This is a genomic window from Bacteroides celer (assembly GCF_002632415.2).
Classification (GTDB): domain Bacteria; phylum Bacteroidota; class Bacteroidia; order Bacteroidales; family Bacteroidaceae; genus Bacteroides.
In genome coordinates, this window is sequence record NZ_CP178209.1 from 4,459,362 (window position 1) to 4,481,746 (window position 22,385).

18 protein-coding genes and 1 pseudogene are annotated in these 22,385 nt (G+C 42.6%); 15 read left to right on the plus strand and 4 right to left on the minus strand.

Features of this window, described 5'->3' with window-relative positions:
• Positions 1-84 precede the first annotated feature (84 nt).
• Entirely contained in the window at positions 85-2,292 is a 2,208-nt protein-coding gene (locus CJF29_RS18195; protein ID WP_074637641.1) for a DUF5686 family protein, read from the minus strand.
• Between the two features lie 1,098 nt (positions 2,293-3,390).
• Between CJF29_RS18195 and CJF29_RS18200 the strand changes: the two genes are divergently transcribed.
• From CJF29_RS18200 to tnpC, 7 genes and pseudogenes are all read left to right on the plus strand, one after another.
• The gene (locus CJF29_RS18200) at positions 3,391-3,870 is read left to right on the plus strand and encodes a hypothetical protein (protein WP_099147452.1); all 480 of its coding nucleotides are present in this window, start codon (positions 3,391-3,393) and stop codon (positions 3,868-3,870) included.
• Positions 3,871-4,002: 132 nt separating this feature from the next.
• Positions 4,003-6,192, plus strand: a complete 2,190-nt coding sequence (locus tag CJF29_RS18205) for a glutamine synthetase III (protein WP_004301833.1) — start codon at positions 4,003-4,005, stop codon at positions 6,190-6,192.
• A 116-nt stretch (positions 6,193-6,308) separates the two neighbouring features.
• Positions 6,309-7,010 (plus strand): Crp/Fnr family transcriptional regulator, encoded by a 702-nt coding sequence (locus CJF29_RS18210; RefSeq protein WP_074638964.1) that lies wholly within the window; start codon positions 6,309-6,311, stop codon positions 7,008-7,010.
• Positions 7,011-7,044: 34 nt separating this feature from the next.
• A pseudogene (locus CJF29_RS18215) lies at positions 7,045-7,410 on the plus strand (sigma factor); the annotation flags it as partial.
• Between the two features lie 68 nt (positions 7,411-7,478).
• Positions 7,479-7,832: a hypothetical protein gene (locus tag CJF29_RS18220; RefSeq protein ID WP_099147662.1), complete on the plus strand. Its 354-nt coding sequence runs from the start codon at positions 7,479-7,481 to the stop codon at positions 7,830-7,832.
• Positions 7,826-8,161 carry an IS66 family insertion sequence element accessory protein TnpB gene (gene tnpB / locus CJF29_RS18225; protein ID WP_099147663.1) on the plus strand — a complete coding sequence of 112 codons (336 nt, stop codon included), beginning with the start codon at positions 7,826-7,828 and terminating at the stop codon, positions 8,159-8,161. Before CJF29_RS18220 ends, tnpB begins: the two co-directional genes overlap by 7 nt.
• A gap of 72 nt (positions 8,162-8,233) precedes the next feature.
• Entirely contained in the window at positions 8,234-10,063 is a 1,830-nt protein-coding gene (gene tnpC / locus CJF29_RS18230; RefSeq protein WP_195448853.1) for an IS66 family transposase, read from the plus strand.
• A 200-nt stretch (positions 10,064-10,263) separates the two neighbouring features.
• Here the strand turns inward: tnpC and trxB are convergent, their stop codons facing one another.
• The 3 genes from trxB to CJF29_RS18245 are packed head-to-tail and all read right to left on the minus strand — an operon-like array spanning position 10,264 to position 14,410.
• Entirely contained in the window at positions 10,264-11,214 is a 951-nt protein-coding gene (gene trxB / locus CJF29_RS18235) for a thioredoxin-disulfide reductase (protein WP_004309849.1), read from the minus strand.
• A 36-nt stretch (positions 11,215-11,250) separates the two neighbouring features.
• Positions 11,251-11,898 carry a LolA-like putative outer membrane lipoprotein chaperone gene (locus CJF29_RS18240; protein WP_099146994.1) on the minus strand — a complete coding sequence of 216 codons (648 nt, stop codon included), beginning with the start codon at positions 11,896-11,898 and terminating at the stop codon, positions 11,251-11,253.
• A 19-nt stretch (positions 11,899-11,917) separates the two neighbouring features.
• Positions 11,918-14,410 (minus strand): DNA translocase FtsK, encoded by a 2,493-nt coding sequence (locus CJF29_RS18245; RefSeq protein ID WP_004309853.1) that lies wholly within the window; start codon positions 14,408-14,410, stop codon positions 11,918-11,920.
• Positions 14,411-14,535: 125 nt separating this feature from the next.
• On the opposite strand from CJF29_RS18245, the gene CJF29_RS18250 reads away from it, so the two are divergent.
• The 8 genes from CJF29_RS18250 (at position 14,536) to CJF29_RS18285 (ending at position 22,342) form a co-directional block, all read left to right on the plus strand.
• A complete protein-coding gene (locus tag CJF29_RS18250; protein WP_004304614.1) occupies positions 14,536-15,201 on the plus strand; it encodes a DUF5063 domain-containing protein in 666 nt (221 codons plus the stop codon).
• A gap of 2 nt (positions 15,202-15,203) precedes the next feature.
• Positions 15,204-15,863, plus strand: coding sequence for a 3'-5' exonuclease (locus CJF29_RS18255; protein ID WP_004301815.1), 660 nt, complete (start codon positions 15,204-15,206; stop codon positions 15,861-15,863).
• A gap of 63 nt (positions 15,864-15,926) precedes the next feature.
• Positions 15,927-17,105, plus strand: coding sequence for a class I SAM-dependent rRNA methyltransferase (locus CJF29_RS18260; protein WP_004304613.1), 1,179 nt, complete (start codon positions 15,927-15,929; stop codon positions 17,103-17,105).
• Between the two features lie 408 nt (positions 17,106-17,513).
• Positions 17,514-18,764 carry a nucleoside permease gene (locus tag CJF29_RS18265; RefSeq protein ID WP_004301812.1) on the plus strand — a complete coding sequence of 417 codons (1,251 nt, stop codon included), beginning with the start codon at positions 17,514-17,516 and terminating at the stop codon, positions 18,762-18,764.
• Between the two features lie 13 nt (positions 18,765-18,777).
• A complete protein-coding gene (locus tag CJF29_RS18270) occupies positions 18,778-19,371 on the plus strand; it encodes a bifunctional nuclease family protein (protein ID WP_004301811.1) in 594 nt (197 codons plus the stop codon).
• An 8-nt stretch (positions 19,372-19,379) separates the two neighbouring features.
• A complete protein-coding gene (locus CJF29_RS18275) occupies positions 19,380-20,078 on the plus strand; it encodes a 16S rRNA (uracil(1498)-N(3))-methyltransferase (protein ID WP_099146997.1) in 699 nt (232 codons plus the stop codon).
• Between the two features lie 51 nt (positions 20,079-20,129).
• Positions 20,130-21,677, plus strand: a complete 1,548-nt coding sequence (locus tag CJF29_RS18280) for a DUF4836 family protein (protein ID WP_032843168.1) — start codon at positions 20,130-20,132, stop codon at positions 21,675-21,677.
• A gap of 20 nt (positions 21,678-21,697) precedes the next feature.
• Complete coding sequence (locus CJF29_RS18285) at positions 21,698-22,342, plus strand: ATP-binding cassette domain-containing protein (protein WP_004304608.1); 645 nt, start codon at positions 21,698-21,700, stop codon at positions 22,340-22,342.
• The last annotated feature ends 43 nt before the right edge of the window (positions 22,343-22,385 follow it).

The window sequence follows — 22,385 nt, forward strand, 5'->3', positions numbered from 1 at the left end:
CTCTTTGATGCTAAATTCTGCCCTCATCCTCTCTTATACAAAGATAACTAAAATCTTTCGATAAAACAACCGGAACGAAGAAAACTATCGGTTGAACAACTCAAACGTGAACTTACAGCCTATTCCCCCGAATTTCCAATTTTCGCTGCTCACAAAAACTCCTACGTCAAAAATATGCGTACCGATGCCATATCCCACTTCCAGATAAGGTTGAAGGTGCGGCATAGAGAGGGCACTGATATAAATACGTTCATTCTGCACATAACGGGTGTACTTCATCAGATGCCGGAGAATAAGGAACGGAGCTTCATAGGTGAAATGCCCCCGTACATAACGGCGGGAGGAGTTATACCAACGTGAGTCAAGCACCTGAAATACTCCGCCGATTTCATCATTCCAGCCCACCGGAAGGTTATGCCGGGAGAAATTGGCAAAGTCCACAAAATACAACTCATCCTGATTGGTGAATGCTCCGAATCCGAAACGATAATAAATATTACGCATCAATCCCAACCGGATTTGATGCTGAAGGTCAAACTCTATTCTTTCATATTCACCCGTACTCTTGAACACTCCTTTAATACCTCGTTCATAATCGACCGAGAAAGTCGGGTATAAAGAATGGAGGTTAATCTTTCGTTTTCCGTTCATGTAATAATAGAGTCCCGGAGTCCACTCTATACGGATACGGGGAGCAAAACTGATATAAGTGTTCTTGAATTTATCCATAAATTCCGGGGGTGGCATCGGATAGTCACCGGTAATCACAAAACGGGAAGGCTCTACCGCTGTTCTTTTATGGGCAGAGAAACCCAGACCGATATCCAGTCCGTTGACTACTTCAACGGTATGACGGAAATTGAAATACAAGTCCTTGAAATAATCAAGATGAATTAAATCGAAATTGAAGATACTGTCCGGCATGGCTTTCAGTTCGTCCAGCACTTTACTACTATAAATACGGTTACCGTTACCCACATTCAACCGGAAGAATCCCCGTTTCTGCGGCCAGTATTCAAAATCGGCATTCAATGACCAGTAGAATTCCTTACGCGTAAAGTTGTATCCGAGTTTAGGCACAATGCGAAGTAATTTATCCCCTCTGAAAAGACGGTTATAACGGAAATCCTGTCGATAAGACAAACCGTTGCTTCCACTATAACTGAATAAGAGCGGATTGATAAACGGAGAGAACCGCACGCTTCCGATGTTGGACAAGTTGAATTTATAATCTTCTACCATCAAATCACCCATCGTTCCCCAGAAAGCCTGACTCTTGGATTGCTTTTGTACCGTTGTCGTGTCACGCCGAAGCAAATTGTCGGAATATAGTTTCTTCTCGCTTTCGCTCAAAGGGATGGGGCGCATGATGGCAAAGGTAGAAGCATCCGTCTTATAAGCATTCGTATCACACTGCAAAGAGAAGGATTCTGAAAGGTTATAATTCTTCTTTTCTTTCTTACGTACCTTCTTTTCTTTCAATTCAATGGATTTATAATCTAAAGAAGCGGTATAATTACCGTCCACCTTATTTCCGAGAAATTTGAAAAGAGCTTCCACTTCATAACGCACTGGCAGAAATTCATTTTTCTTGCCTACATCTCCCATCTTAATCCAACAGGTAAATGTTATCAGTTCCGATCTCCCCGAAAAACGAATTTCACGAACACTCCAAACGTTACTACTGACCACCATATATCCACCCACCAACTGATCGCTCTTAGTGCGGGGGATAAAACGAACCCGATAATCCAGATTGTTAGGATCTCCCATCACGCTGTCTATCCGGTATTTATAGTATTTCTGTCCGTTTTTGGCCAGTGGTGACAATAAGCGTTCATCATTCAATAAAGAAGAAGAGTAGATATTTACATTAAAATACTCGAGCAATCCAGGCAATCCCCTGTTTCCTCTCACAGTTCCCTGGGAAGCCTTTACTTTCTGATCGTAAATATTGGGAGCCGTATAATGAAGGTCACTGTATGTTTCAAGCAGATATTCGCGAACACCCTTTTGCAAACGAAACATAGAAGGTACATAACGGAGAATAAAATTCTTCTTCTGAATATCCATCTTACCTTTTATATATAGGTTCGCGCGATAATCACTGACTATCGTTTCATACAAAGGTGCAAAAGTCATCACACGTTCTATAATGGAGTCAGCAGAGATTTCCTGATGGGTATAAGGATTCATTATATAATTATTGGCTGTCCCCTTTGGTATAAAAGAGAACAGACACAATATGCATCCTATCAATATTTTATCTCTCAATCGTCGTATCTCCTTCATTAACGTAGGCAAATATAAAAAAGAATATCGAAAAGCAAGAGAAGTTGGACACTAAAAAGAGTTATCAGAAGAAAACCTTCACATTATTCAAAATAACATGGAGATGAACTAAATCTTTGGCGCGGTTGTCTCGAAATAAATGCAGGAAGCTCTGCATATTCTGCTATTCTCTTCATATATAAAAAACGAAAATCCTCTTTCAACCTATCACCACCTTTCTAAAACTCTTTATTCATCGTGCTTACAGAGCGGTGATAGGTCGTTTCTAACCTGTCACCTCATCTATCACCTATCACCGCCCAACATTAAATAAAGCCTGCATAAAAACAGAAGCCTTGTGGAAACAAAAGTCTCCACAAGAGATTACTCCAGTTTCAAGCCTTGAAACTTTAGTTCCAATTACTTGAAACCATTGGTTTCTTACTGATGAAACTAGAGTTTCTCCTAGCTGAAACTTTAGTTTCAAAGGCTTGAAACAAAGTGTTTCACGGCATGAAACACTTTATATCATCATAGGTTTCCTTTTTTACAAAACGCAGGAAGTTTATAAAGTGACGCGGATAGAGACAAGAAAAGCATAAATATACAGTATCACCAAGGTGATAGGTGACAGATGTGGTGACAGGTTAGAAACAACCTATCACCATTCTGCAAGCACGATGAATAAAGAGTTTCAGAAAGGTGGTGATAGGTTGAAAGAGGAATTAATAAAACTTGTATGGAAGAAGTTATAATATGAAGGGGATTTCAACAATAATGGAAAAAATACAAAGTTCCAATATCTGTAAATATAAGAGCCCCCTGAAAACATATTAATGACTAAATCAACCCTTCTATCTTTTTATTTCTCCTTTTATTCTTGACAAAGAAGAAAATTGTCGTATCTTTGTGATACTCTTCATATCAACCAGGCAGGGAACCTGCCTCGTTTCGTGGCAGGCATTTTTATGCCTGTCCTGATGCTTCATATGGCGGTTTCGTACCCCCGTGTGGAGTGTTAATGCACCCACTGCCTGGTTGGTGAAGAGTAACGGGAAAGACGGAACCGCTCTTATTTTATAGAAAATCTTCGCCTACCACCTTATTCATAATTATATTATGGAAACAAAACAAGTTACCGTTCAACCAGCGGTGGGAGGCATGATAAAGGCTTCCAAAGATTCATTCGTTATTCCTAAAGAGGAATTAAAGGATTTCTACCTTAAATTCGCTTTCCTCCTGAACCCGGATTCCTGCTCCATAAACCGCACCGAATTCGAACTATTAAACATTCTGCTGAAAAACCTAAAAAAAATCCTGGCAGCATTGACTCACCTCAACACCCATCCTTGGGACGAAGGCATTGCAGAAATCCAAATTTCATGCGGTGTTTACTCCCTACAAGACAACTTGAGCAAAAAAGAGCGTATGCAGATGAACACCTCTACGGGTAAACACCTACAATTTCTTACCCAAATGGCTGTGAACAGCCCAATGTTCAAACTGTTATTCAAGAACTATCACAACCATTATATCCAAGTGGAAAGTTTGGTTAAACAGATGGCTAAAGAAATCGACCAACAGCAACAACAAGAATAGAAGTTGGAGAATAAACAGAGGGGGTACTTTTAGAAAAACACATTATTTTTCAAAATACCCCCTCCAAAATAGGGGTACTTTCAGAAAAAACATATAATTTTGCGCCATCAACCGATAAAAAATAGACCATTTATGTCAAAAATGCGTTTTTTTGCCTTACAAGAGCTTTCCAACCGGAAACCTCTGGAAGTTATTGCCCCTTCCAACAAACTCTCTGATTATTATGGTAGCCACGTGTTCGACCGCAAGAAGATGCAAGAGTATCTTCCCAAAGAAGCATACAAAGCTGTAACCGACGCTATCGAAAAAGGTACACCTATCAGCCGTGAAATAGCAGATTTAATTGCTAACGGTATGAAAAGTTGGGCTAAGTCACTCAACGTCACTCACTACACACACTGGTTCCAGCCTCTGACAGACGGAACAGCCGAAAAGCATGACGGCTTTATCGAATTCGGCGAAGATGGCGGAGTGATTGAACGCTTCTCCGGAAAACTACTGATCCAGCAAGAGCCGGATGCTTCTTCTTTCCCTAACGGCGGTATCCGCAACACTTTCGAAGCACGAGGATATACAGCATGGGATGTTTCTTCACCGGCATTCGTTGTAGATACCACTCTTTGTATCCCCACTATCTTCATTTCTTATACAGGTGAAGCGTTGGATTACAAAACTCCATTGTTGAAAGCACTTGCCGCTGTAGATAAAGCAGCAACGGAAGTCTGCCAGCTATTCGACAAGAACATCACACGCGTATATACCAATTTAGGATGGGAACAGGAATATTTCCTTGTAGACTCTTCCTTATATAATGCACGCCCCGACCTCTGCCTGACAGGACGGACACTGATGGGACACTCTTCTGCCAAAGACCAACAGTTGGAAGACCATTATTTCGGCTCTATCCCTCCACGTGTCACTGCATTTATGAAAGAACTCGAAATCGAGTGTCACAAACTCGGTATTCCTGCCAAAACACGCCATAACGAAGTAGCTCCCAACCAATTTGAGTTGGCCCCTATCTTCGAAAACTGCAACCTTGCCAACGACCACAACCAGCTCGTCATGGATTTGATGAAGCGTATCGCCAGGAAACATCATTTTAATGTACTCCTGCACGAAAAGCCATATAGCGGAGTAAACGGTTCGGGCAAGCACAACAACTGGTCGCTCTGTACAGACACTGGCATCAATCTGTTCGCTCCCGGAAAGAATCCGAAAGGAAATATGCTATTCCTCACCTTCCTGGTAAATGCCTTAATGATGGTTTATAAAAATCAGGATTTATTGCGTGCCTCCATCATGAGCGCCAGCAACAGCTACCGTTTGGGAGCCAATGAAGCTCCTCCCGCCATCCTCTCTTGCTTTCTAGGTTCACAACTCTCGTCTACTCTCGACGAAATTGTCCGCCAGGTAGGAAATGAGAAAATGACACCGGAAGAAAAAACCACACTGAAGTTAGGCATCGGACGTATCCCCGAAATTTTACTGGATACCACCGACCGCAACCGTACTTCTCCTTTTGCATTCACCGGAAACCGTTTCGAATTCCGTGCCGCAGGTTCTTCTTCCAACTGTGCCGCCTCCATGATTGCAATCAATGCGGCCATGGCAAACCAACTGAACGAATTCCGGGCATCGGTAGAAAAGCTGATGGAAGAAGGAGTTGGCAAAGACGAAGCTATCTTCCGCCTGCTGAAAGAAACAATTATCGCCTCCGAACCGATTCGTTTCGAAGGGGACGGCTATTCCGAAGAATGGAAACAAGAAGCTGCACGCCGCGGACTGACTAATATCTGCCACGTACCGGAAGCCCTGATGCACTATATTGACAACCAATCCAAATCGGTGCTTATCGGCGAACGTATCTTCAACGAAACTGAATTAAACAGCCGTCTGGAAGTGGAACTGGAGAAATACACCATGAAGGTGCAAATCGAAGGCCGTGTATTGGGCGACCTCGCCATCAACCACATCGTACCGACTGCGGTTGCCTATCAGAACCGTTTGCTCGAAAATCTTCGCGGACTGAAAGAAATATTCCCGGCTGAAGAATACGAAGTATTGAGTGCCGACCGTAAAGAATTGATTCGTGAGATTTCACACCGGGTCACTTCTATCAAAGTACTCGTGCGCGACATGACCGAAGCGAGAAAAGTAGCCAACCACATGGAAAACTACAAAGAAAGGGCATTCGCATACGAAGAAAAAGTACGCCCATATCTTGACCAAATCCGCGACCACATCGACCACCTGGAGATGGAAGTGGATGACGAAATATGGCCGTTGCCTAAATATAGAGAACTGTTGTTTACCAAATAAAATGTCTGCAAGATTGCACGAAAGCTCCCACTTTTGTGCAATCTTTTTATAGATTCGTTCATTTTCTCATTTTTTCTTTTTACTTTTGTGCTGTATAACACAGTTTTGTAGCACTCATGGTAAAAATGAATATGTCAGACATCGATATTTCGGAACCGTTATCCGATATGTTAGCTCCTCTAAACAATGAGCAAAAGGAGTTTCTGATGAATAATTATACGATACAAACCTACAAAAAGAATGAAACCATCTACTGTGAAGGAGAAACGCCACATCATCTGATGTGTCTCATCAGTGGAAAAGTGAAAATCTTCAAAGATGGTGTGGGGGGTAGAAGTCAAATTATCCGCATGATTAAACCACGCGAATACTTTGCATATCGTGCTTATTTTGCCAAACAAGATTTTGTAACTGCCGCAGCAGCTTTCGAACCTTCCGTTGTTTGCCTGATTCCTATGAGTGCCATCACTACGCTGGTTGCCCAAAATAATGACTTGGCCATGTTCTTTATCCGCCAACTTTCCATTGACTTGGGTATCTCTGACGAACGTACCGTTAATCTGACACAAAAACATATTCGCGGACGCTTGGCCGAATCACTCATCTTCCTGAAAGAAAGTTATGGACTGGAAGAAGACGGTTCTACGTTGAGCATTTATCTTTCACGTGAAGATCTGGCAAATCTTTCCAATATGACTACTTCGAACGCTATCCGTACCTTGTCGCAATTCGCTACGGAAAGACTGATTACTATCGACGGAAGAAAAATCAAAATCATCGAAGAAGAAAAGCTGAGGAAAATAAGCAAGATTGGGTAAGAGAGTTTCTGCACCAATCGTTCCACCCTAAATAGTGAACATACATATAGAAAATATAATTGCAGACATAAAACGTGGCAACAAACAGGCTTTCAAAAAGCTATTTGATGACTACTATCCTATTCTTTGCGTGTTCGCATCCCACTATATTGAAGACAAAGAAGTTTGCAAAGACATCGCATAAGATGTATTGTTAGCTTATTGGGAACGGAAAGAAGATTTTGACGACATTTTGAAAGTAAAAAGCTTCCTTTATACCGTCACCCGAAATAAATGTCTGAATCACTTAAAACATGAGCAATTAGATATTCCCTATTTTTCTGGACAGGAAGAGTTCGATAGTGGCTTCGAAGCTGCCATTATCGAACAGGAAACATTCCACATGGTTCGCAAAGCGGTAGGTAAGCACTCAAAAAAAGGCTCAATAATAAAATCTCTACCTTCGCTGCAAATCAAAAAATGAATAGTATGTATAGCAGTGAAGATCTTGAAAGGTTTTACTTTCAGTACCAAACGGAGGCTTTGCCTCATGGAGAATCTCTCCAATCTTTTTGTGTTAAGAATAAAGTACCTTATAACCTTTTTGAAAAATGGTATAAGGACACTCGTAAGAAAGTAGTCGAAGTGAAAGTTTCAGGTTTTCCGGCGGATTCGGATAACGGTAATCCAACGGTTGAACCTCAATCAACAAACAAATTCAGTCCTAATCCGATACGTATATGGATTGATATTCGCATAAGTAACGGTCTTCATTTGACTCAGAAGAATTTAAGCTATCAGGACTTAGTTCGTATGGTAGAGAAGTTGGAGGGATTATGTTGAGTGTTACCGGTCTGAATCATTTCTATTATGTCCGTGACTTTACAGATATGCGCTGCAAGCACAGTCGTGTGTTGTCTATCATTCGTGAGCAGCTTCATAGAGAGCCAAGTGATGGCGATGTATTCATAGTCATGTCTCGTAACCGTAGAATCGTCCGAATGTTTGCTTTTGACAGTCGTTCATACCGTTTGTTTGAAAAGAAGTTTGTCTCCGGCTATCAGTTTCTGAAAGTGGAACGAAAAGGGGCTGATAAAGTGTATAGGATAGACTGGAAAGACGTAGTTTTGATATTAGAGAATCCGATAGTTAAAATATTGAAAGTCAGATAATTATCATGTTTATATATTTGCGGTTTTATGATTATTTTAGTACCTTTATGTCTGTAAATCAAAGGCTTTGGAATGATCGAACTGCAACATATCATAGAATCCAAAAAGGAGTTGTTGAAAAGGGAAACCTACTCACGTACTCCTATAAATTATAGTGAAGGTATGTCAGATGATCAAAAAGACCGGTATATTCAATACTTGGCTGAGCAGAACCAGGAACATATTTTGACGGAGAAAGCAATGGAGCTTGTCCTTGAAGATTTCGTTGCTAAACAAAAGGTTCTGGAAGAACGTATGTCTTCATTTGAAGCTTTGCAACGTTCACAGCTGGAGCAGCAGCAGGCACTGAAGGATCAGTTGTCCGAGGAGCGTAAAAAACGAAAAACCGCAGAGCGTAAAGCAAAGACACTTCAAGAGCAACTCGACTATGCCAAACAAGAACGTTTTGGCGATAGACGGCAGAAGGTCAGGAAAAAGATGCAATCCGGTGAACCGGAAAACCCGGCTCCTGACCGTGAGGATGAAAAAGAAGGTTTTGATGGAACCCGCGGTACACTCCGTACCGGCTCTGTTGATAATAACCTGTCCCATGATGTGCCTCAATCCCCCAAGCAGGAACGTGACTTGTCCCATCGCCCGGATGAGTATAGCAGAATGGGGTTGGCCGGTGATCCGATTATCCATCCCTCAGATTTGTCAAAAGTCCCCGGACGTATAATCGAAAGGAAATCAGTTCAGGTGTTTAGCTTGAAGACCAGCCTGATCGAGGAACGTTTTGAAATGGTTCATTATGCGGCTCCCGGTCTGAACCCCCAATGGGGCTATTTCCCATGTGAAGGTCATCCTGAGGTTGTTACAAAGTTTGAAGGAACGAAGGGCACTCCTGAATTCCTACAGGCAATCGCTTATGAGGTTTATGTGAAGAATGTGACTTTCGGTCTTCTTCACCAATGGGTTACCGATATGGGTATGAGCATCTCTCCCAATACTTTACGCAATTGGTTGAAGAAGGGGAAGACGTACTTGGATGAGTTGGTCTGTGTTTTGAAGTCTGTCGCATTAGAGAAGGATTCCATCGTGAACTGTGATGAGACGTGGTGCAAAGTTCGCAAGTATGACCACTACAAGAAGTGTTATATCTGGGTACTCGTAAACAAGTCCGAGAAGGTTGCTATTTTCTTCTATGAAAAAGGTTCTCGCAGTCGTGATGTCCTTACCGATTTTCTAGGAGATTCAGAGTTGAAAAGTATCATGTCAGACGGCTACAATGCATACGTATTTATAGGCAATGAGTTGAAATCAGCACAATTCAAGGCTACGGTACATCAGGTTTGTATGTCTCACGCCTGCAATAAATTCGTCAAAGCTTCCAATCAAGGAAAAGAAGATCATGCGGCCTTATTTGCCGCGGATTTGAAAGAGCTTTTTAGAAACGAGCGTAAGTATGATGAAGCCCGTCTTACTCCTGAAGAACGATTGAAGGAGCGGCAAAGTTTAGCAACGAAAGAAATATTGATAAGGATCCGTAGTCGTTTAGACGGTGAGTTGGCCACCGATTCAGAATACCGGAGTCAATATTACACGGAAGCCTTAAACTATCTGAATCACTTTTGGGATGAGATCTTTGCCTATTTAAAAGCCGGGGAATTCCCCATAGATAATAATCTGGCTGAGCGAACCATCCGAAAGCTGACTACTCAGCGAAACAATTCCCTGCACTACGGCAGTGATGCCGGTGCTGAGATGGCGGCAACCTACCATAGTGTAATTAGTACAGTGAAGCTTCACGGTAGTTCCGTTTGGAATTTTATCGGAACTTTCTTCAAAAAAATCTTTAACGGGTGCAGGGACTATGTTAATATGGTACCCGGTAAGATTTCTTTGTCTACAAGTGAATGCTAAATTGAAAACGATTTTTTAACGAAACTCAGTTTGGGCACTTCAACAGTGCCCAAATTAAAGGGTATGCCCTTAATTGAGTGCTTACGGAGCAAGACTCCCCTCTCAACAAAATCACCCACGCTACAGATTAAACTCTAGCGTGGGTGATTTTTATATTTATAAGGGTTTTAATCCCCTTCTATGATCGGATATAAACCGGATTAAATAAGTCCTTTGGCAGAAAGATAACGTTCAGCTTCCAAAGCAGCTTTGCAACCACTTCCAGCAGCCGTAATAGCCTGACGATAATGCGGATCGGCAACGTCTCCTGCTGCAAAAACTCCGGGGACTTTTGTACGGGGACTATCACCTTCCGTGATGATATAACCCACTTCGTCCGTATCAACGTATTCTTTAAATATTTCAGTATTCGGCTGATGTCCGATAGCCAGGAAGAAACCGTCGATAGGCAAGCTATAACGTTCTTCATCCGGTTCCCCCCAACGTTTCACCAGGTTTACACCTTCTACCCCATTATCGCCAAACAAACCAACCGCATTGTGTTCAAAAAGAACTTCAATCTTCTCGTGGTTCATTACTCGCTCCTGCATAATCTTCGATGCACGCAGAAAAGGTTTGCGGACAATCAGATATACTTTGGATGCAAGTCCGGCAAGATAAACAGCTTCTTCACACGCTGTATCACCGCCACCGACTACAGCTACAACTTTCTTACGATAGAAAAATCCGTCACAAGTAGCGCAAGCACTTACCCCCATTCCGGCATATTTCTTCTCATCCTCCAGTCCCAGATATTTAGCAGTAGCTCCGGTAGCAATAATCAATGATTCTGTTTCAATAACCTTATCACCGTCGATTGTTATTTTATAAGGAGCTTTGCTCAAATCGGCCGCTGTAGCAATACCGAAACGAATGTCTGTTCCGAAACGGCTTGCTTGTGCACGCAAGTCTTCCATCAACTGCGGACCACTGATTCCTTCCGGATAACCGGGGAAGTTCTCCACATCCGTAGTAGTAGTCAACTGGCCACCCGGTTGCAATCCTTCATAAAGTACCGGACATAAATTTGCACGTCCTGCATAAATCGCTGCCGTATATCCGGCAGGTCCTGAACCTATAATCAGGCATTTTACTTTTTCTATTTCTGCCATTTTAATTTATCTTTTTCGTTTTGTTATAAACGTATATTATCTCAAATCTATCACCTCCGCATTGGGATATTGCTTTTTATCAAACGTAAAAACCTGCTCCGCATAATTCTGCTTAGTCTGATAACTTGTAATGGTTATCTCATTACGTGTCTGTTGACCACGCTGTTGAAGCAAAATATACAAAGGTTCATAAGTATCCTTCGTCACAAAAAGAGTGATACGTTCCAACTCCTGTTTCTTATCTCTGGCAGTCAAAACGACTTCCCAAACAGCTTTTCCACGATACGTCTTAGTTGCTCCCAACTTATAAGAGAATCCTTTCTGATACATATATAGAAATGTATACGGATTAATCTGCTGCAACTCTTCCTGTGTCGGATTGCTGACGTTCACTTCATCATTCTTTGTCACATAACTCCACTGCGTTTTTCCATCAAACCAAGTGATGATATCCGACGTTTTCAGTACGAATTTCTCTCCTTTCAACTGAATCGTTCCATTTTCAACACCTTCTACCAGACCGTTCGTCACAGCCTTTACAGTAAAATCGGCCTTTACACCACCTGCTTTACGAAACGCCTCTGCCGTCTTATCAAGAATGACTTTAGCCTGCGACTGCTGTTGTTGGGCAATCACAGGCAAAGACAGTAAAGCTATTAAAACACTAAAAATGTATTTTCTCATTTGATTAATAAACGAACGGTTACTGTAAATTGTTCAATCGCATTTCAAGATCATTATCATCCATGCACAAGACATCGCGTGCCTTGCTTCCCTGGGTAGGGCCTACGATTCCCGCTTTTTCGAGTTGGTCCATAATACGTCCGGCACGGTTGTAACCGATAGCGAATTTACGCTGAATTAACGAAGTGGAACCTTGCTGATGGATCACTACCAGTCGGGCTGCATCTTCGAACAACGGATCAAGCCGTCCCATATCAATATCTCCTACTTCACTACCACCATCTTCGCTCACGAACTCTGGCAGGAAGAACGGAGTAGGATAACTTTGCTGACGGGCAATAAACTTCGTAATTTCCTCCACTTCCGGCGTATCGATAAAGGCACACTGCACACGCACCGGATCGGCTCCCTGCAAGAAGAGCATATCCCCCTTACCAATCAAACGGTTAGCACCCGGACGGTCGAGAATAGTACGGGAGTCCATCATGGCAGATACACGGAATGCGATACGTGCCGGGAAGTTGGCTTTGATCGTACCTGTAATAATATTAGTAGTCGGACGCTGTGTAGCGATAATCATGTGGATGCCGACAGCACGCGCCAACTGTGCAATACGGGCAATCGGAAGTTCCACTTCCTTACCGGCGGTCATAATCAAATCTCCGAACTCGTCAATCACCACTACGATATACGGCATAAACTTATGTCCCTTTTCCGGATTCAGGCGGCGGTTGATAAATTTCTCGTTATATTCTTTGATATTACGCACATGTGCCATCTTCAAAAGGTCATAACGGGTATCCATCTCCACACAAACCGAGTTCAGGGTTTGCACTACTTTCGTTACGTCCGTAATAATCGGTTCGCCTCCATCAGGAAGTTTGGCAAGGAAGTGATTTTCAATCACCGAATAGATGCTGAATTCTACTTTCTTCGGGTCGACCAGTACAAACTTCAATTCTGCCGGATGCTTCTTATATAATAAGGAAGTGATAATGGCATTCAAACCGACTGATTTACCCTGACCGGTTGCACCTGCCACCAATACGTGCGGCATCTTGCAAAGGTCGAACATAAAGACTTCGTTCGTGATCGTCTTACCCAATACAATAGGCAAGTCATATTTGGATTCCTGGAATTTCTTGCTTCCGATCACACTCTGTCCGGAAACAATCTTCGGATTCTTGTTCGGTACTTCAATACCGATGGTTCCTTTACCCGGTATCGGAGCAATAATACGGATACCATCAGCGGAAAGGCTCAATGCGATATCATCTTCCAAACCACGGATTTTAGAAATACGTACTCCCTGTTCCGGAGTAATTTCATATAGAGTTACCGTAGGTCCCACAGTTGCTTTAATCGTACTGATTTCGATTCCGAAGCTGCGCAATGTATTGATGATGCGGTCTTTATTTGCATTCTGCTCGTCCATGTCAATCGTCGGATCATCATTTTCAAAATGCTTCATCAAATCGATAGTCGGGAAACGGTAGTTTTCCAAGTCCTTAGTAGGATTATACGGTTCGAGTTCAGGTCCTTGGTATTCTTCTTCCGAAGCTGCCGGTTCCACCTCAAATCCGGGTTCCGCCTCTTCCAAAGAGTCTTCCTGCACAATAGGAACAGGATTGGAAACAGTCGGTTCAAATACCATAGTCACTCCTTCACTTTCGTCAGATACGGAAGTATCTTCCTTTTCCGGTTTATTAATAGGAAAGTCGTCTTCAGGTTCTTCAGCCTGAATATCCATCACTGGTGCCGGAGGAGGTGTCTGTTTATACGTCCGTTTCAAATTGAACTCCACTTCTTGCGGTTGGGAGGTCGTAAATTCCGGATCTCCTTCTCCTTCCGGAACATTCTCCTTTTCTTCTTTCTTTTCGCGTTTCAGGAAACTCAATGCGAAGAGTTTACGCAACCAGATGACGGTACGTGCACTTATATATATGAAGAAACAGATAGCCGTTATCAACAGGATCATCCACACACCGGGTACTCCAACTTGCGAAATCAGCCAACGACTGACATTATATCCGTGCATACCTCCCAAATAAATGAAGGAATCCTGATAATGATCCATAAAGGCAAATCCGAAGAATACGGAGAACCAGACCAGCAAGAGTGTGCAGCCGATAAACCACTTCCACAGACGTACAACACGTACACGCATTAACTTCAATCCTGCCACTGCCAGGAAAACAAGTATGAAGAAAGAGGAAACGCCGAAACAGTCATTAATCAGATAACTGGCCAACTGCGCTCCGCGTGAACCTGCATAATTCTTCACTTGATTATTAACAGCTGCCAAATCTGCCGAACTGCCACTATCAATAATACTTTGATCGGCAGCCCCCGTGAAGAAGAAGGAAGAAAAAGCCAACAACAGGTAAACGGAAAAGATGACCAGCATCAATCCGATTACAAAATGAATGGTTTCATTCTTAAATACAGCCAAAATTTTACTGGGGGAAGAGGGAGTACGTTCCGCCTCCTTATCTAATTTCTTCTTTGCCATGAGTCTTTAATTCTTTTTTATAAAACTGGAATGAGATTCTAAGCTGCAAAAATAATAAAAAAATAACGAGCACTACGCTCATTCAATCCTTTTTCTTACCTTTGCGTTTCAAATCAATATAGATCATGGAAAAAGAAAGCCAAACGATATTTGATAAAAACGTAATTGAGTTCGTAACGGTAGCTGCCGAATTTTGTGCATTTCTCGAACGTGCCGAACGCATGAAGCGTAGCACTTTCGTTGATACATCATTAAAAATACTTCCCCTACTCTATCTCAAAGCATCTATGCTGCCCAAATGTGAGACTATCGGGGACGAAGCACTTGAAACGTATGTCACAGAAGAGATTTACGAAATTCTGCGTATCAACCTTTCCGGATTGATGGCTGACAAGGATGATTATCTGGACGTATTCGTGCAAGATATGGTGTATAGCGACCAACCTATCAAGAAGTCTATATCGGAAGACCTGGCCGACATTTATCAGGATATTAAAGATTTCATATTTGTCTTCCAACTGGGACTGAACGAAACAATGAATGATTCATTGGCCATCTGCCAGGAAAACTTCGGTACACTGTGGGGACAGAAACTGGTAAACACACTTCGCGCCCTTCATGACGTGAAATACAACCAGGAGGAAGAAGAAGAGGAAGTAGGTAATGAAGAAGGATTTTACGAACCAAGCGACGACAACGATTGTTGTGAAGAAGATGGCTGTCATTGCCACGATGATGATTGCCACTGTCACGAAGACGGTTGCCATTGCCACGATGATGAATTAAAATAAAAATGATTGTAAGAAGAACCATAGATAAAGATGAACTAAAAGAACTCCCGAAAACAGTCTTTCCGGGACGTATTTATGTTATCCAGTCGGAAGCTGAAACGGAAAAAGCTGTAGCTTACCTCCAATCCAGACCAGTGATAGGTATCGACAGCGAAACTCGCCCTTCCTTTACCAAAGGACAATCGCACAAAGTAGCACTTCTCCAGATTTCTTCCGAAGAATGCTGTTTCTTATTCCGGCTCAATATGACGGGATTGACTCAGCCATTGGTTGACTTGTTAGAAAATCCGGCTGTAATCAAAGTGGGACTTTCACTGAAAGACGACTTTATGATGCTGCACAAACGTGCACCTTTCACCCAACAAAGCTGTATCGAATTACAGGACTATGTGCGTCAATTCGGAATACAGGACAAAAGTCTGCAAAAGATTTACGCCATCTTATTCAAAGAAAAAATATCCAAATCACAACGCTTGTCCAACTGGGAAGCTGATGTATTAAGTGACGGACAGAAACAATACGCTGCTACCGATGCATGGGCATGCCTCAATATCTACAATCTGTTGCAAGAACTGAAACAGACGGGAGATTGGGAGGTTTCTCCGCTGACAGCTACTGTCTCTCCCGCGGAAGAAGTGATAAGTAATAAAATAAGTGATTAATAACCAATAATAAAACGATCTGAAGCCCTCCCCCTTGGGAGAGGGTTGAGGAAAGACTACATTATGCATAAAGTATATCTCAAACCTGGTAAAGAAGATTCTCTTAAGAGATTCCACCCCTGGATTTTTTCCGGTGCTATCGCTCGTTTTGACGGAGAGCCCGATGAAGGTGAAGTTGTAGAAGTGTACACCTCAAAAAAAGAATTTATTGCCGAAGGACATTTCCAGATCGGAAGTATTGCTGTGCGCGTACTGTCTTTCCGCCAGGAACCTATCGATCACGATTTTTGGAAACGCAAACTGGAAATTGCATACGATATGCGCCGCAGTATCGGCATCGCCACTAATCCGACCAACAACACTTACCGTCTCGTTCACGGTGAAGGAGACAATCTCCCCGGACTGGTGATTGACGTTTATGCCAAAACCGCTGTTATGCAGGCACACTCTGCGGGAATGCATGTAGACCGCATGACAATTGCCGAAGCTTTATCCGAAGTAATGGGTGACAAGATCGAAAATATCTATTATAAATCAGAAACAACTCTTCCTTTTAAGGCAGACCTTTTCCCCGAAAACGGTTTTCTGAAAGGAGGAAGCAGTGATAATATCGCACAAGAATATGGCTTGAAGTTCCATGTGGACTGGCTGAAAGGTCAGAAGACCGGATTCTTTGTAGATCAGCGTGAAAACCGTTCTTTGCTGGAACGTTACGCCAAAGACCGTTCGGTACTGAATATGTTCTGCTACACCGGCGGATTCTCATTCTACGCCATGCGCGGAGGTGCGAAACTCGTGCACTCTGTCGACAGTTCAGCCAAAGCGATTGATCTGACTAACAAAAACGTGGAATTAAACTTCCCCGGTGATTCCCGCCACGAGGCGTTTGCCGAGGACGCTTTCAAATATCTCGACCGCATGGGCGACCAGTATGATTTAATCATCCTTGATCCGCCCGCATTCGCCAAACATAAAGATGCACTGCGGAATGCTTTGCAAGGTTACCGTAAACTGAACGCCAAAGCATTCGAGAAAATCAAACCAGGCGGTATCCTGTTTACTTTCTCTTGTTCGCAAGTGGTAAGCAAAGACAATTTCCGTACTGCCGTATTTACCGCAGCAGCCATGTCAGGGCGTAGCGTACGCATTCTACACCAGCTGACTCAACCGGCCGACCATCCGGTAAACATCTATCATCCCGAAGGAGAATATCTGAAAGGATTGGTACTCTACGTAGAATAACCGGCAAGGTGCCGGAACCAAGTTTCCATTCGGATATCAGACATTTCTCCGGAAGTATGGCTGATTAGAGAGGGCAGTAACAGAAAAACGGAAGATTCAAAGTTAATTAGAGTTAACAAATAGAATATTTTCGAGAAAACATTATGTTGTATAACATAAACCATATATCTTTGCACTGTGTTTTTCATGGTATTAGATTTAAGGTTAACAAAGATTGGCTGTCTGGGATAGATAGCCTTCTTTTTTTTATACCCCCTTCATTTGTTTTTTCACACCCAAATCTCATCTTTTCTTCGCATTTATGCCATTTTTATCCCCTTTTTATCAAATTACTTATCCACCTATTCAACGAAAATATTATATTTGCAAGGTTTATGAATGTGAAGAGAAACACAAATTAAAAAAGTCATGAGTATAAAAGTTCGTTTGATTATTATGAACTTCCTGCAATTCTTTGTATGGGGGTCATGGTTAATATCATTAGGTGGTTATATGGGAAGAGAACTTCATTTTGAAGGAGGACAAATCGGAGCCATTTTCGCCACCATGGGGATTGCCTCTTTGGTAATGCCGGGTATTATCGGTATTATTGCCGATAAATGGTTTAATGCAGAACGTTTATACGGACTTTGCCATATTGCAGGAGCAGGATGTCTCTTCTACGCTTCCACCGCAACGGGATACGACCAGATGTATTGGGCCATGTTACTCAACCTGTTGGTATATATGCCCACTTTATCCCTCGCCAACACGGTATCGTACAATGCACTGGAGCAATACAAATGTGACCTGATTAAAGACTTCCCTCCTATCCGCGTATGGGGAACAATCGGTTTTATTTGTGCCATGTGGGCTGTCGACCTTACCGGATTCAAGAATTCAAGTGCACAACTTTATGTAGGAGGTGCTTCCGCATTGCTACTCGGACTTTATTCATTTACGCTCCCGGCCTGTCGACCGGCTAAATCTGAAAACAAATCATGGCTCTCCGCTTTCGGACTGGATGCGCTGGTGTTATTCAAGAAAAAGAAAATGGCTATTTTCTTCCTTTTCTCCATGCTTCTAGGTGCAGCATTGCAGATTACGAATACTTACGGCGACCTTTTCCTAGGCAGTTTTGCCAGCATCCCTGAATATGCAGATTCTTTCGGAGTGAAACATTCAGTCATCCTGTTATCCATTTCACAGATGTCCGAAACATTGTTTATTCTTGCCATACCTTTCTTCCTGCGTCATTTCGGAATCAAACAAGTCATGCTAATCAGTATGTTCGCTTGGGTGTTCCGGTTCGGCCTGTTCGGTTTTGGAGATCCGGGATCAGGACTATGGATGCTGATCCTTTCCATGATTGTTTATGGTATGGCCTTTGATTTCTTCAACATTTCCGGTTCGTTGTTTGTTGAACAAGAAGCCAAATCTTCTATCCGTGCCAGTGCACAGGGCTTGTTCTTTATGATGACTAACGGATTGGGAGCCATCATGGGCGGATATGCCAGCGGTGCGGTAGTTGATGCATTCTCTGTATATGCCGACGGCAGACTGGTGAGTCGCGAATGGATGAACATTTGGCTGATCTTTGCCGCTTATGCGCTGGTAATCGGCATTCTGTTTGCCTTGGTATTCAAGTACAAACACCAGCAGGAGAGTAAAACAAATTAAGTAAAAGAGAACGATGGACAAAAAGGTAGAATTACAAGTTATAAATATCACGAACAGCCAGGCGCAAGTAGGCGCGTTTGCTATGCTATTGGGCGAAGTGGACGGTGAAAGGCAACTGCCTATCATCATCGGTCCAGCGGAAGCCCAGGCTACCGCTTTATATCTGAAAGGAGTGAAAACTCCCCGTCCGTTGACACATGATTTATTTATAACAAGTCTTACTATACTGGGAGCCAGCCTGATACGTGTATTAATTTACAAAGCAAAGGATGGTATTTTCTACTCCTATATTTACCTCAAAAAAGACGAAGAGATTATACGTATCGACGCACGGACTTCAGACGCAGTTGCCTTGGCAGTGCGTGCCGACTGCCCGATTCTTATTTATGAATCTATTCTTGAACAGGAATGTCTTCACATGTCGTCAGAAGAAAGAACCCGTTCTGAAGAAACGGACAACGACGAAGTGGCTGAAGAAGAACATGATTTGCCCGGTGCTACTTCCAGAACGCTTGAAGAAGCACTGGAACAGGCTATTAAAGATGAGAATTACGAGTTAGCCGCGCAGATACGCGATCAAATCAATTCAAGAAATAAAAATCAGTAAGTAATATTATGCACGTATTTTATACTCCAGATATACAGAAAAGCAACGAGCTTCCCGAAGAGGAAACACAACACTGTATCCGTGTTCTGCGGCTAAGTATCGGAGACGAAATCACGCTTACCGATGGTAAGGGTAACTTCTACAAAGCTGAAATTACTGTTGCAACCAACAAACGTTGTTTCGTAAACATCAAAGAAACCATTTTTCAGGAACCGTTATGGCCGTGCCATTTACACATTGCCATGGCACCGACGAAGAATATGGACCGTAACGAATGGTTTGCAGAGAAAGCTACCGAAATAGGTTTTGACGAACTGACTTTCCTCAACTGCCGTTTCTCGGAACGTAAAGTCATCAAGACCGAACGGATTGAAAAGATTCTGGTATCAGCCATCAAACAATCTCTCAAGGCACGACTGCCAAAATTGAACGAAATGATTGAGTTCGATCAGTTCATCAGGCAGGAGTTTAAAGGACAGAAGTTTATCGCCCACTGTTATGAAGGGGAGAAACCTCTATTGAAGAATGTTCTGAAACCAGGAGAAGACGCCCTTGTTCTGATAGGTCCCGAGGGAGATTTCAGTGAAGAAGAAGTGAAGAAGGCCATCGAACGGGGATTCGTACCGATTAGTCTCGGCAAATCACGGCTCCGTACAGAAACAGCGGCATTGGTGGCCTGCCACACGCTGAATCTGCAAAATCAATAACAGCAGTAAATGTCTGAATCAATGATTATACAACTTTTAAATAACATAAGTATGGCAAAGAAAACGATTTCACGACTCTCGGTACTGGCAGTACTGATTGTTTTTCTGGCAGCATGTTCCAAAACATCGGAATATACAAATGTGATACCGGCTGACGCTTCGGTAGTTGCCTCTATCAACCTTAAATCCCTCGCAAGCAAAGCGGGATTGGATGATAAAGAGAATGAAGCTGCTAAACAAAAAGTACTGGAAGCACTGAAAAGCGGAATGAATGCGGCCACATTCCAACAACTGGAAAAGGTTATGAAGAATCCGGGCGAATCGGGAATCGATGTTGAATCTCCATTCTATGTGTTCTCTTCATCTTCTTTCCCTTATCCTACTGTTGTAGGTAAAGTGAACAATGAAGATAAGTTGCATGCTTCACTCGACGTGATGGCAAAAGAACAGATCTGCCAACCGGTAGGCGAAGCTGACGGTTACAGTTTTACAACGATGAACAGCGGTTTGCTTGTTTTCAATAGTTCTACTATATTGGTAGTCAATGTCAGCGGAACAACTCAAACTGATAAAGCCAAAGAAGCCATTACTAATTTGTTGAAACAGACAGCAAGCAATAGTATCGTGAAATCAGGAGCTTTCCAGAAAATGGAGAAACAGAAAAGTGATATTAACTTCTTTGCTTCCATGACAGCTATTCCTTCAACCTACCGCGATCAGATAACCATGGGATTACCTACTGAAGTGAAAGCGGAAGACATCACTCTGATAGGAGGACTGAACTTTGAAAAAGGAAAGATTGCCCTCAAAACAGAAAACTATACTGAAAACGAAGCAGTGAAAGCTCTCCTAAAAAAACAAATGGAATCTGTTGGAAAAGCGAACAATACTTTCGTTAAATACTTCCCGGCTTCTACCCTGATGTTCTTCAACGTAGGTGTAAAAGGAGGCGAACTGTATAACCTGTTGAGCGAAAACAAGGAATTCCGCAACACAGTATCTATCGCTAAGGCAGACGAAGTAAAAGAGTTGTTCAGCTCGTTCAATGGTGATATTTCTGCAGGATTAATCAACGTAACGATGAGCAGTGCTCCCACTTTCATGATGTACGCTGACGTGAAGAACGGCAATGCTCTTGAAATGATTTACAAGAACAAGGAATCATTGGGATTGAAGAGAGGGGAAGATATCATGCAACTTGGCAAAGACGAATATGTCTACAAGACAAGAGGCATGAATATATTCTTCGGCATCAAGGATAAACAAATGTATGCAACCAATGATGAGTTACTCTACAAAAACGTAGGTAAAGCTGCCGACAAATCAGTCAAAGATGCTCCTTATGCATCGGATATGAAGGGAAAGAGCCTATTTATAGCAATCAATGCCGAAGCAATCCTCGATCTGCCTATCGTTAAAATGGTAGCAGGTTTCGGAGGACAGGAAGCTAAGACATATATCGAACTGGCCAACAAGGTTTCTTACCTGTCCATGAGTTCGGAAGGGAAAGTCAGCGAGATCGACCTCTGCCTGAAAGACAAAGATGTAAATGCCCTCAAACAAATTGTAGACTTTGCCAAGCAATTTGCCGGCATGTAATAAATGTATAAACCAACGGTATGAATAGTATTCACTTACAGCAAACACTTCCCCAAGTGTTTGCTGACCGTAATTCGGTGACTTCGGACGTATGGCATCAGGATCTTTTCTTCCGGAAAGGAGAAATGTATCTGATTGAAGCTGCTTCCGGCACCGGCAAATCTTCGTTGTGCAGCTATATCTATGGCTACCGCAACGACTATCAGGGGATTATTAATTTCGATGAAACCAATATCAAAGCATACTCCGTGAAGCAATGGGTCGACCTGCGAAAGCATTCACTAAGTATGCTTTTTCAAGATTTACGCATCTTCACCGAACTTAGCGCTCTTGAAAATGTGCAATTGAAGAATAACCTCACCGGATGCAAAAAGAAAAAAGAAATCTTATCGTTCTTCGAACAACTGGGGATCGCAGATAAAATAAATGTGAAAGCCGGCAAGCTATCTTTCGGACAGCAACAGCGCGTCGCCTTTATCCGGGCGCTCTGCCAGCCGTTCGACTTTTTATTTCTGGATGAACCGATCAGCCACCTGGACGATGATAACAGCCGCATCATGGGTGAACTTATCATCGCCGAAGCAAAGGCACAAGGAGCCGGAGTGATCGCCACTTCCATCGGTAAACATATCGAGTTGCCTTACAACCATACACTTCAACTGTAGTAAGCTGGTTAATAACAGGTAGCAGGTAATAAACAACCTCTTT

What these genes read in the sequence shown, in the direction of transcription:
- CJF29_RS18195 (WP_074637641.1), bottom strand. Translation starts at nt 2,292, where the DNA reads ATGAAGGAGATACGACGATTGAGAGATAAAATATTGATAGGATGCATA.
- CJF29_RS18200 (WP_099147452.1), top strand. Translation starts at nt 3,391, where the DNA reads ATGGAAACAAAACAAGTTACCGTTCAACCAGCGGTGGGAGGCATGATA.
- CJF29_RS18205 (WP_004301833.1), top strand. Translation starts at nt 4,003, where the DNA reads ATGTCAAAAATGCGTTTTTTTGCCTTACAAGAGCTTTCCAACCGGAAA.
- CJF29_RS18210 (WP_074638964.1), top strand. Translation starts at nt 6,309, where the DNA reads ATGGTAAAAATGAATATGTCAGACATCGATATTTCGGAACCGTTATCC.
- CJF29_RS18220 (WP_099147662.1), top strand. Translation starts at nt 7,479, where the DNA reads ATGTATAGCAGTGAAGATCTTGAAAGGTTTTACTTTCAGTACCAAACG.
- tnpB (WP_099147663.1), top strand. Translation starts at nt 7,826, where the DNA reads ATGTTGAGTGTTACCGGTCTGAATCATTTCTATTATGTCCGTGACTTT.
- tnpC (WP_195448853.1), top strand. Translation starts at nt 8,234, where the DNA reads ATGATCGAACTGCAACATATCATAGAATCCAAAAAGGAGTTGTTGAAA.
- trxB (WP_004309849.1), bottom strand. Translation starts at nt 11,214, where the DNA reads ATGGCAGAAATAGAAAAAGTAAAATGCCTGATTATAGGTTCAGGACCT.
- CJF29_RS18240 (WP_099146994.1), bottom strand. Translation starts at nt 11,898, where the DNA reads ATGAGAAAATACATTTTTAGTGTTTTAATAGCTTTACTGTCTTTGCCT.
- CJF29_RS18245 (WP_004309853.1), bottom strand. Translation starts at nt 14,410, where the DNA reads ATGGCAAAGAAGAAATTAGATAAGGAGGCGGAACGTACTCCCTCTTCC.
- CJF29_RS18250 (WP_004304614.1), top strand. Translation starts at nt 14,536, where the DNA reads ATGGAAAAAGAAAGCCAAACGATATTTGATAAAAACGTAATTGAGTTC.
- CJF29_RS18255 (WP_004301815.1), top strand. Translation starts at nt 15,204, where the DNA reads ATGATTGTAAGAAGAACCATAGATAAAGATGAACTAAAAGAACTCCCG.
- CJF29_RS18260 (WP_004304613.1), top strand. Translation starts at nt 15,927, where the DNA reads ATGCATAAAGTATATCTCAAACCTGGTAAAGAAGATTCTCTTAAGAGA.
- CJF29_RS18265 (WP_004301812.1), top strand. Translation starts at nt 17,514, where the DNA reads ATGAGTATAAAAGTTCGTTTGATTATTATGAACTTCCTGCAATTCTTT.
- CJF29_RS18270 (WP_004301811.1), top strand. Translation starts at nt 18,778, where the DNA reads ATGGACAAAAAGGTAGAATTACAAGTTATAAATATCACGAACAGCCAG.
- CJF29_RS18275 (WP_099146997.1), top strand. Translation starts at nt 19,380, where the DNA reads ATGCACGTATTTTATACTCCAGATATACAGAAAAGCAACGAGCTTCCC.
- CJF29_RS18280 (WP_032843168.1), top strand. Translation starts at nt 20,130, where the DNA reads ATGGCAAAGAAAACGATTTCACGACTCTCGGTACTGGCAGTACTGATT.
- CJF29_RS18285 (WP_004304608.1), top strand. Translation starts at nt 21,698, where the DNA reads ATGAATAGTATTCACTTACAGCAAACACTTCCCCAAGTGTTTGCTGAC.